This is a genomic window from Corallococcus sp. CA054B, assembly GCF_003611625.1.
GTDB lineage: Bacteria > Myxococcota > Myxococcia > Myxococcales > Myxococcaceae > Corallococcus > Corallococcus coralloides.
This window is the reverse complement of sequence record NZ_RAVY01000286.1, coordinates 1-9,356: the sequence shown is the minus strand read 5'-3', so window position 1 is coordinate 9,356 and position 9,356 is coordinate 1. Positions and strand designations below refer to the sequence as shown.

Below are 9,356 nucleotides of genomic sequence, written 5' to 3'. Positions count from 1 at the left end.
GTACGGAGCGGTGTACCGGGTGGAGCCGCTGGACGCGCCGGGGCGGAGCTTCGCGCTCAAGCTGTCGCTGCATCCGGACCCGGCCCGGGCGCTGCGGGAGATGGCGCTGCTGTTGGACCGGGCGTGGCATCCGAACGTGGTGCGGGTGCATGCCACGGGGCGGTGGCCGGATCCGGTGGAGGGGCTGCCGTACTTCGTCATGGACTGCGTGGAGGGGATGGCGCTCCACCTCTGGACGGAGACTGTCAACCCCACGTTCCGGCAGGTGGCGATGGTGGGGGGCTCGGTGGCGATGACGCTGGGGGTGTTGCATGCGCGAGGCGTGCTGCACCGCGACCTGAAGCCGGAGCACATCCTGATCCGCGCGAGGGAGCAGGTGCCGGTGCTCATCGACTTCGGGGCCGGGGACCAGACGGGGGCCGCGACGCTCACGACCACCACCCTGCCCCCGGGGACGCTGCACCTGCGCAGTCCGGAGGCCATCCGGTTCCAGCAGCGCCACTGGAGGCAGCCGGAGCTGCGCTATCCCTACCGGGAGGCGGATGACCTGTATGCCCTGGGCGTGTGCCTGTACCGGGCTGTCACGGGGCACTACCCGTTCCCGCCGGGGCAGGAGCCGGAGCTGCTGGCGGTGGCCATCACGGAGCGGCTGCCGCCGTCTCCCCGGGACATCAATCCCCAGGTGCCGGAGCCCCTGTCGAGGGCCATCCTGCGGCTCCTGGAGAAGGAGCCGGAGCAGCGGCCGCGCACGGGGGAGGCGGCGCACTCGGACCTGATGCGGGGGCTGCTCTCCGGGGGCGCGGTGGCGTTCGAGGCGCACCTCTTCGATGAGATTCCGGGCACGCCGAATCAGATCCGCCGTCCGGCGTGGCCCGCGCAGCCGTACCTGACGCCCGCGCCAAGGCCCCGGCCTGTTCCCGAACCGGTGGCCCCGCGCCGGTTCCCGGCCTGGGGGTGGGTGGGCATGGTGCTGTGCCTGGGATTGCTGCTGGCGGGACCCGGGACCTGGAAGGTCCTGCTTTGGGGCTGGACTCGACATACAACCCCAGAGGTCCCAGAGAGTGTTTCCGCCCCTGTTGGTCATAAACTGGCGAGCCAACCCGACCGCCCGCACAGTGTTCCCGTCGCCGCCCCGGCGACCGCTGCCCCCGAGGAACGTGCGCCTGTGACGACAAAGCCCCCTGCCCCGCCGTCTCCGAAGCTTGGTCGTACACTCAAGGCCGCCACGATTGCGTCCTGTATGGCGGGCATGGCCTGCGCCAGCGCGCCCCTGGTGGATCGACCTACGCCACCCGCCGAGGACTGTCCGGAGGATGCGTGGGCGGCCATGCAGGCGCTCAAGGTTGGCAGCATCCAGTGGTCCGCCAAATTCGACCCGAATACGCGCTCCGACTTCGTCACCGTCCGAGAGGGGCGCGCCGCTGTGTATACGCACGGCAGCGAGGGACGCGTGAGGCACGGTTCCATGCTGACGGGCACGCTCTACGTCGGCTCCAAACGCGTCTACGGCCGTTTCACCCAACTGCGCCAGAACAAGACAGGTGAAACATTTCCCGTCTGTATCGAACTCTGGTTCCTGTCAGACCGCACGCGAGGCGTTCCCCGCAGCGAGGGGGGAGACGAGAACACCGCCGTTGTTCCCAACAAGATGTCCGTGCGGGGAGTGATCCGATACGACGAATAGGAGGACCCGTGCTCCTGTTCTTGCTTCCGTTCCTGGCAGCCGCGGATGGAGGGGTGTCCGACGACGACACAGCCACTCCGCCTCCCGAGCAGGTCTGTGCTGACGTGGGGCTGTCGACAATGCTCGCCGAGACGATCCTGGATCAAAGGGGCGTCCAGACGTTGGAGCTGAAGGGTCCCGAAACGGGTTCCTCGGGCGCGGAGTTTCAGTCCATAAGCTTCCGCTCCGCACGCCGGGTCGCGGTGCGACTGGAGTTCTCCGGGCGGTCGTCCCTGTCCGGCAAGGCCGCCAAGGCGAGCCTCAGCGGTCCGAATCATCAGACCCTGAGGGTCGTGGAAGTGCTCGATGTGGCTTCCGAGTCTGGAACCGAAACCGCCCAGATCATCGTGGAAGCAGAAGCGCAGGCCCACGAGGCTCGCGGTGTCTACACGCTGGAACTCCAGGACGCGGAAGGCACACGGCTGCTCGTCCTGCCAGGAGTACGGTTCCCTTCCATCTGATTCATGCCCAGCACGCAGGGCGGAGCTGCGGGCAGAGGCCGCCCGCCGGGAGCGCTCTCCAGAAACCTGTCTGACTGTCCGACAGGTTTTCACCTCGTGAGCCCCGAGCCCGCGAACCTGTCCGACTGTCGGACAGGTTTCACCCATTGGGCCCAGCGGGAGCAAACGTTCCCGATTGTCAGACTGGTTTCCTCGCCCGGGGCTGCGCCTGTGAACTTGTCCGACTGTCGGACAGGTTTTCGTCGTCCGGGCCCGGAGGGTGCTTCCTCTCGGCAGGCGACGCGGACGGTGGGCCCCCGCGTCCATGTCAGACCCCTGTGGTTGGATGGCGATGCTGAGCCGAGGAGGGGGATGGGGATGGGACGGGGAGGACTCGTGGCGTACGTGGAGGCGCAGCTCGAGCGCGATATCGCGCTGGGGCGGCTGCCGCCATGCGGGCAGTTCGGCTCGGAAGCGAAGCTGGCGCGTCATTATGACGTATGCCGAGGCACCATCCGCGAGGCGATGCGGCGACTGGCGGCGCGGGGGCTGGTGGTGCAGCGCTCCGGACGCAAGACGCGCGCGGTGGCGCTGGATGAGTCGCTGACGCTGGAGAATCTGGGGCTGGCGCTGCATGACGTGCGCTCGCCGAACGCACGGTGGCTCTTGGAGGGCTACTTCAGCCTCAAGCGGCAGGTGCTGGTGGAGCTTCTGTCCGACTGCTGCGCGAGGGCCTCGGACCTCGACCTGGACCGGCTGCGGTCCACGTGCTTCAAGTTGCAGGACGCGGCGCGGTGGGAGTCGGGTGCAACCTGCGCCCAGGCGGAGTTCGAGTTGCTGCGGCTGGCGGCCCGGGTGGCTTCCCGTCCCGGACACGTGCTCCTTGTTCAGTCCCTGCAGCGGGCATTCCTGGGCGGAGCCGCCCCACTGCAGCCCCTCATGGGCGGAGAGTTGCTGCGCGAGTGGGCCTGGTGCGCGATGGGGGCCCTGTCGGAGCGTAACGTACTGGCGCTCCAGCACGAGCTGCCGGCGCTGCTGAAGGATTGCGACGAGCGCGTGCTGGACGCCTTCGCCCCTTCCCCCAAGGCGCCTGCCTCTCCCCCTCCCGAAAGCCACCACGCCCCAGAGGAACCCCTCGGCGCCCCTGCGTCGGCCACCGCGCGGCATGAAGCAGTGGAGGCACGCCCCTGCGTGGAGGAGCATGGCCTCGGACTCCTTGTGCCCACCCCTCGGGACACCGAGGTGCTGGGGGTTTCGCCTCGCCCTGAGGAGAGGGTCTCCCCCGTGGAGTCCGACAGCGGGATGTTGCTGATTCCAGCGCTCCCGGAGCGCGTCCCATCCGAACCCAATGGGACGTGCGCCGCGGATGTGATGGGCACGGTCTTGTGTGGCTTGTCCGATTGTCGGACAGGTTCTGGCGCCTCGTGTCCGGAGGAGGGCCTCCAACCCAAGGCTCCATCCGCCAGCTACCGCGAACGCCCTCATGTGATGAATCAGCCACAGGAAGGCGGACTGCTTCACGTAGGCCGGTGGGCTTCACGCCTCTGGCGGTTGATTGTCCATTCCCTGGGCCTCCCTGCGTCGTGAGCGACGAGGGTCCTTCGGATCCGCTGTCGACTGACTTCTGGCTCCCTGCTCAGAAGCCCATCGACAGTGCGAGTTGCTCCGTGCGGTTCACGTCGTCCAGCACCTGCGCGAGCTTCTCGCGGATGGCCGCCGGGGCGTCCGTCCCCAGGAACAGCCGCAGCGTCGGGGCTCCGGCGGCCACCGCGTCCACGATGGCCTTCGCGGCCTTCACGGGGTCACCCGGCTGCGTGCCGGCGGACTGCGCAACCCAGGCTCTCGTGGGGCCCATCGACTCCGCGTAGGCAGGCAGCTCCGGCAGCGGCTGGAACCCGGGGCCCAGCAGATTCGTGCGGAACATTCCCGGCTCCACGAGAAGCACCTTCACTCCGAAGGGCGCGATCTCCTTCGCCAGCGCTTCGGAGATGCCTTCCAGCGCGTGCTTCGCCGCGCTGTACGCCCCCGCGCCCGGGTACCCGACCAGTCCGGTCAGACTCGAGACCTGCACGATGATGCCCGTCCGCCGCTCGCGCATGTGCGGCAGCGCCGCTCGCGTCATCGCCACGGCTCCGAAGAAGAGCGGCTCGAATATCGCTCGCAGCTCCGCGTCGCTCGTCTCCTCCACCGCGCCCAGCAACGAGTAGCCCGCGTTGTTCACCAGCACGTCGATGGCCCCGAAGTGCTTCAGCGCCGCCGTGACGGACTCCTGCACCTGCTCTGGCTTCGTCACGTCCAACCGGAGCGCGAGCACCCGGTCCGGGGCCCTCGCCACCAGGTCCTCCAGCGTGCGCGGGTCTCGCGCCGTCGCGACCACGCGCTCCCCCCTGGCGATGACCTCCTCCACGATGTTGCGGCCAAACCCCGACGACGACCCCGTGACGAACCAGACCTTGCCCTGTGCGTTCATGACTGCCTCCGTGGCCCATGAAGTACGCCCCGGCCCTCCGCTCCGAAACGCGTCGTCTCTGGATGCACTTTGTAGCTACGCTAAGGAATGCGCGACGACCTCTCCGGCTTGATGGCGTTCCTCGCGGTGGCTCGCAGACGCAGCTTCACCGCCGCCGCGTCGGAGCTCGGGGTCACCCCTTCCGCGGTGAGCCAGAGCCTCCGGGCCCTGGAAGTGCGCGTCGGCGTGCGGCTCCTCCAGCGCACCACCCGCAGCGTGGGCCTCACCGAGGCCGGCTCGCGCTTCCTCTCGCGGCTCGAACCCGCGATGCACGGCGTGCAGGACGCCTTCGAGTCCCTGGGCGAGCTTCGTGACCGGCCCACGGGGCTCCTGCGCCTGACCCTGCCCCGCTACGGCTACCAGGAGGTGCTCGGTCCACGCCTGGCGGAGTTCCTCACCGCCCATCCCGACATCCGCGTGGACATCCACCTGGAAGACGCGCTCGTCGACATCGTCCAGCAGGGCTTCGACGCGGGCTTCCGCGTCGGTGAGCTCGTGGACCGCGAGATGATCGCCATCCCCGTGAGCGGCGACATCGTCATGCACGTGGTGGGCTCGCCCGCGTACTTCGCCAACCGCGGCAAGCCGAAGCACCCTCGCGACCTGCGCGACCACGACTGCATCAACTACCGCAGCCGGACCACCGGCGGGCTCCTCCGCTGGGGGCTGAGCGATGGCGGAAAGCGCATCGAGGCCGCCGTCGAGGGCCGCGTGGTGTTCGATGACTCGGAGCTGGTGCTGGACGCCGCCGTCGCCGGGCTGGGGCTCGCCTATGTCCCGGAAAGCCGCGTCCGGAAGCTGCTCGCGGAGAAGCAGCTCGTGCGCGTGCTCGAACCGTACTCCGCCACGCTCCCTGGCTTCTTCCTCTACTACCCGAGCCGCGCCCAGGTGGCGCCCAAGCTCAAGGCGTTCATCGACTTCTTCAAGCTGAAGCGGCGGCGCTGAGCACTCCCGGCGGCGTCAGCCACGGGGCCGCCAGCGCTTCGGCGTCCTCCAGCAACCGCAGGCGCCGGGCATCCTCCGGGAACGGCGCCACCGTGCTCCGGGGGAGCGCGTCGTACGTGCACCCGTCCAGCACACGCCCGGCCACCGCCTTGCGCTTGCCGCCCCACTGCTTGAAGAAGAAGGCCACGCCCGCCGCGTCACACTGCTCACGCACCGAGCGCACCCACTCCGGGTCCAGCGGCCTCGCCTTCGCGCCGCTCTCGCCTCCGACAATCACGCCGTCGATACCGGTGAAGTCCACCGGGCCCAGGTCCTCCAGGAGCGGCTCGATGGACAGGAAGCGCACCCGCGCGGGCACCGCTTGCAGGTGCTTCACTCGCGGCAGGCCGTACTTGCGGTCCTCCACGCTCACGCCCCACCAGACGTTCGGCAGCCTCGCCGCGAACGCGAGCCGCGTGGACAGCAGCCGCTGCATCCGCTCCGCGCGCTTCGTCAACACCTGGAACGTGTGCCACTCCGCCAGCGCCATCACCCGCGCCACCGTCTCGATGTAGTCCTCCGGGACTTCGTCCAGGAACAGGTCGCTCATCGAGTTCACGAACACGCGCTTGGACGCCTTCCAGCGCAGCGGCTCGGCGAGCTTCCCTGGAATCAGCTTCAGGTCGAAGCCCTGCTCATACGGGTGCCCTGGCACGCCCCGGAACCGCTCCGCGAACGTCTCCGCGTAGCAGTGCTTGCACCCGGGGCTCAGCTTCACGCAGCCGCGCACCGGGTTCCACGTCGCATCCGTCCACTCAATCTTGGAGTTGTCAGCCATGGCGTCCGGAAGGAACAAGCAGCCCGCCTGCCTCCATCCCTACTTCGCGGGAGGCGGCTCCACGGGCAGCGTCTGAGCCCGCTTCTCCACGGCGCGCAGCGTGTCCACCACCGCGTCCTTCTGCCCCAGGCTTGCCAGGAACCCGGGGACGGAACCCGCGGGGTCCACCGTGAACTTGTAGACGACCCAGGACGTGTCCTCGCCCTTCGGCTCCACCTTCCAGCTGCCCTCGTTCAGCCGCAGGCGCACCACGTTCCGCCTGGCGGGGAACGCGTCCGGCTCCGCCTTCCAGCGCTGCTGGTACACGCCCGTCCCGTCCGGCGCGACCTTCGACTCCGTCACCACGTGGCAGATGTAGTCGCGCGAGGACACCACCGGCAGGTCCAGCCGCGTGTACGTGAGCCGCCCGCCGTCTTCCGTGGGCCGCACCACCCGAGACTCCTTCACGTACGGCATGAAGAGCCGGTACGACCCCTGGTCCTCCAGCACCGTTTGAATCCGCTCCGCGCTCGCCTTGAGCTCGCCTTCCGCCCAGATGTCCTTCGCCTTCGTCCCGGGACGGGGCCGCACCTTTATCAAGTAGGGCGTCTTCGCCACCGTCTCCCACTCCTCCGCCCCCGCCACGCCCGCCGCCAGCACCACCGCCAGGGCCAGGCCCCAGCGCCGCGTCATTCCCGACATGTGTCTGCCCTTTGGTTCCGCGCGTGCCCGGCCCTTCGCGGCGCTTGCGTCACCTGTATCCCATCTTTCCGACACCCGAACGACCCGGGCCTGCCCACGAGGCGACTCGGGCACACGGGCCGCTCGACTTTGCGAGCAAGCCTTGGCAAGCCTTGCTCCCATGGCTCCTCACTTCTCCGGTCCCCCGCCCGAACGCGGTCTGTTCTGCAACCGCACCCTCAACATGCGCGCCATCAAGGCCGTGGGCTACGACATGGACTACACGCTCATCCACTACCGCGTGGAAGCGTGGGAACGCCGCGCCTACGAATACATTCGCGACCGTCTGGTGGAGCAGGGCTGGCCCGTGGCCGACCTGACCTTCGACCCGATGCTCGCCATCCGCGGCCTCATCATCGACACCGCCAAGGGCAACCTCCTCAAGGCCAACCGCTTCGGCTTCGTGAAGAAGGCCCTGCACGGTAGCCGCCCCATGGACTTCGAGTCCCAGCGCGAGGCCTATACCCGCACCGTCATCGACCTGGCGGACCGGCGCTGGGTGTTCCTCAACACCCTGTTCTCCCTCTCCGAGGCCTGCATCTACGCGCAGCTCGTGGACCGCCTGGACGCCGGCCAGCTCCCGGGCCCCATGGGCTACGCGGACCTCTACGAGCACGTGCGCAAGAACCTGGACGCCACGCACATGCAGGGGCGCCTCAAGGCCGAAATCATCGCGGACCCCGAGCACTACGTCATCGATGATCCGGAGACGCCGCTCGCGCTGCTGGACCAGAAGAACGCCGGCAAGAAGCTGCTGCTCATCACCAACAGCGAGTGGGCCTACACCGAGCCCATGATGCACTTCGCCTTCGACCGGCACCTGCCCGACGGCATGACCTGGCGCCAGCTCTTCGACGTGGTCATCGTCAGCGCGCGCAAGCCCGAGTTCTTCACCACGCGCTCCACCCTCTTCGAGGTGGTGGAGGCGAATGGTGAAGCGCTGCTGCGGCCGCACTCCGGGCCGCTCGACAGGTCCAAGCCCTACTTCGGCGGCAGCGCGCTGGAGCTGGAGCGGCACCTGGGCCTGTCCGGCGACGAAATCCTCTACGTGGGCGACCACATGTTCGGCGACGTGCACGTCAGCAAGAACGTGCTGCGCTGGCGCACCGCGCTCATCCTGCGCGAGCTGGAGGACGAGGTGCGCGCCATCGCCGCCTTCCGCGCCACCGAGGTGCGCATTGGCGAGCGCATGCTCAAGAAGGAGCGCCTGGAGGCGGAGAGCTGCCAGGTGCGCCTGGAGCTCCAGCGGCGGCGGCACCACTACGGCCCCCGCTCGGACGGCTCGGAGGGCGAGCTGGTGACGCGGCTCACGGAGCTGCGCGCGGAGCTGGAGGCGCTGGACGCGGAGCTGGGCCCCATGGCCCGCGCGGCCGGTGAGCTGTCCAACCCGCACTGGGGACTGCTCACCCGCGCCGGCAACGACAAGAGCCACCTGGCGCGGCAGGTGGAGCGCTACGCGGACATCTACACGTCGCGCGTGAGCAACTTCCTCTTCGCCACGCCGTTCGTCTACCTGCGCAGCCCGCGCGGCAGCCTCCCGCACGACCCCAGCATCCCCGGCGGCACCCCGGTGTTCACCACCGGGGACGGCGCGGGCAGCGGCCCCGCGGAGTAGCTCCAGGGCCCCAAGGCGCCTCGCGGCTACTGCGTGAGGCGCCAGAGGGCCTGCAGGTCCGCGGGCAGGTTGCTGGCCACCTTGTCCGCCTCGCCTTCTGAAATCTGGTCCTGGAAGGCGCGCAGCACCGCGCGGATGACCAGCTCCGCCTGGTCCACCGGCATCTGGAGGTCCTCCGCGACGGATGCAATCAGCTCCTCGCGACCGAAGCGGTGGGGGTGCCGGGGGCGCTCCTCCGGCGGCGGCAGGAACTCCACCAGCAGCCGCGGCAGCTGGGACTCCAGATTCCGCGCCCCGTTGGGCATGAGCCTGCGCTCCAGCGCGCTCAGCACCGACACGGCGGCGGACTCCGCGAGCGCGGGAGGCAGGGCGCTCAAGTCACACAGGTGGTGGATGAACGCCGCATAGGTGGCGCGCAGGTGGGCTTCATGCCTCCGCGCGTGGCGTTCCTGCTTCTCGGTTTCGGTTTCGTGGGCCTGGGCCATGGGCACACCTCCGGCGGATGAGGGGGGACGGGAACTCCTGGAAGGTGGGCACCGGAACCCCGGTCCGCGCCCGGCAGGCAGGCAGGCCCCACCCCCCGGCGC

9 protein-coding genes are annotated in these 9,356 nt (G+C 69.2%); 5 read left to right on the top strand and 4 right to left on the bottom strand.

Translation table 11 applies throughout. The features are described from left to right. The 3 genes from D7V80_RS38570 to D7V80_RS38560 all read left to right on the top strand — a co-directional run. Positions 1-1,684, top strand: a 1,684-nt coding sequence (locus D7V80_RS38570) for a serine/threonine-protein kinase (protein ID WP_147447358.1), incomplete at its 5' end; no start/stop codon positions are given. Positions 1,685-1,692: 8 nt separating this feature from the next. Beyond that, positions 1,693-2,184, top strand: coding sequence for a DUF2381 family protein (locus D7V80_RS38565; RefSeq protein ID WP_120592807.1), 492 nt, complete (start codon positions 1,693-1,695; stop codon positions 2,182-2,184). Positions 2,185-2,535: 351 nt separating this feature from the next. Continuing rightward, positions 2,536-3,750 carry a FadR/GntR family transcriptional regulator gene (locus D7V80_RS38560; RefSeq protein ID WP_120592806.1) on the top strand — a complete coding sequence of 405 codons (1,215 nt, stop codon included), beginning with the start codon at positions 2,536-2,538 and terminating at the stop codon, positions 3,748-3,750. A 49-nt stretch (positions 3,751-3,799) separates the two neighbouring features. On the opposite strand, the gene D7V80_RS38555 is transcribed toward D7V80_RS38560, so the two are convergent. After that, complete coding sequence (locus D7V80_RS38555; RefSeq protein WP_120592805.1) at positions 3,800-4,633, bottom strand: oxidoreductase; 834 nt, start codon at positions 4,631-4,633, stop codon at positions 3,800-3,802. Positions 4,634-4,720: 87 nt separating this feature from the next. Between D7V80_RS38555 and D7V80_RS38550 the strand changes: the two genes are divergently transcribed. Then, entirely contained in the window at positions 4,721-5,617 is an 897-nt protein-coding gene (locus D7V80_RS38550) for a LysR family transcriptional regulator (RefSeq protein WP_120592804.1), read from the top strand. On the opposite strand, the gene D7V80_RS38545 is transcribed toward D7V80_RS38550, so the two are convergent. Both D7V80_RS38545 and D7V80_RS38540 read right to left on the bottom strand, forming a co-directional pair. After that, on the bottom strand, positions 5,595-6,434 hold the full coding sequence (locus D7V80_RS38545; RefSeq protein ID WP_120592809.1) for a DUF5131 family protein: 840 nt from the start codon (positions 6,432-6,434) through the stop codon (positions 5,595-5,597). The two genes, D7V80_RS38550 and D7V80_RS38545, sit on opposite strands and share 23 nt — an antisense overlap. Before the next feature lie 39 nt (positions 6,435-6,473). Further along, complete coding sequence (locus D7V80_RS38540) at positions 6,474-7,115, bottom strand: SRPBCC family protein (RefSeq protein WP_120592803.1); 642 nt, start codon at positions 7,113-7,115, stop codon at positions 6,474-6,476. A 160-nt stretch (positions 7,116-7,275) separates the two neighbouring features. On the opposite strand from D7V80_RS38540, the gene D7V80_RS38535 reads away from it, so the two are divergent. Next, entirely contained in the window at positions 7,276-8,769 is a 1,494-nt protein-coding gene (locus D7V80_RS38535; RefSeq protein WP_120592802.1) for an HAD-IG family 5'-nucleotidase, read from the top strand. Positions 8,770-8,795: 26 nt separating this feature from the next. On the opposite strand, the gene D7V80_RS38530 is transcribed toward D7V80_RS38535, so the two are convergent. Further along, positions 8,796-9,254, bottom strand: coding sequence for a DUF2267 domain-containing protein (locus D7V80_RS38530; RefSeq protein WP_014393157.1), 459 nt, complete (start codon positions 9,252-9,254; stop codon positions 8,796-8,798). Between the last annotated feature and the right edge of the window lie 102 nt (positions 9,255-9,356).

Bases quoted from the DNA above. Each gene is read 5' to 3' on its own strand.
- D7V80_RS38560 (WP_120592806.1), top strand. From the start codon at position 2,536: ATGGGGATGGGACGGGGAGGACTCGTGGCGTACGTGGAGGCGCAGCTC.
- D7V80_RS38555 (WP_120592805.1), bottom strand. From the start codon at position 4,633: ATGAACGCACAGGGCAAGGTCTGGTTCGTCACGGGGTCGTCGTCGGGG.
- D7V80_RS38550 (WP_120592804.1), top strand. From the start codon at position 4,721: ATGCGCGACGACCTCTCCGGCTTGATGGCGTTCCTCGCGGTGGCTCGC.
- D7V80_RS38545 (WP_120592809.1), bottom strand. From the start codon at position 6,434: ATGGCTGACAACTCCAAGATTGAGTGGACGGATGCGACGTGGAACCCG.
- D7V80_RS38540 (WP_120592803.1), bottom strand. From the start codon at position 7,115: ATGTCGGGAATGACGCGGCGCTGGGGCCTGGCCCTGGCGGTGGTGCTG.
- D7V80_RS38535 (WP_120592802.1), top strand. From the start codon at position 7,276: ATGGCTCCTCACTTCTCCGGTCCCCCGCCCGAACGCGGTCTGTTCTGC.
- D7V80_RS38530 (WP_014393157.1), bottom strand. From the start codon at position 9,254: ATGGCCCAGGCCCACGAAACCGAAACCGAGAAGCAGGAACGCCACGCG.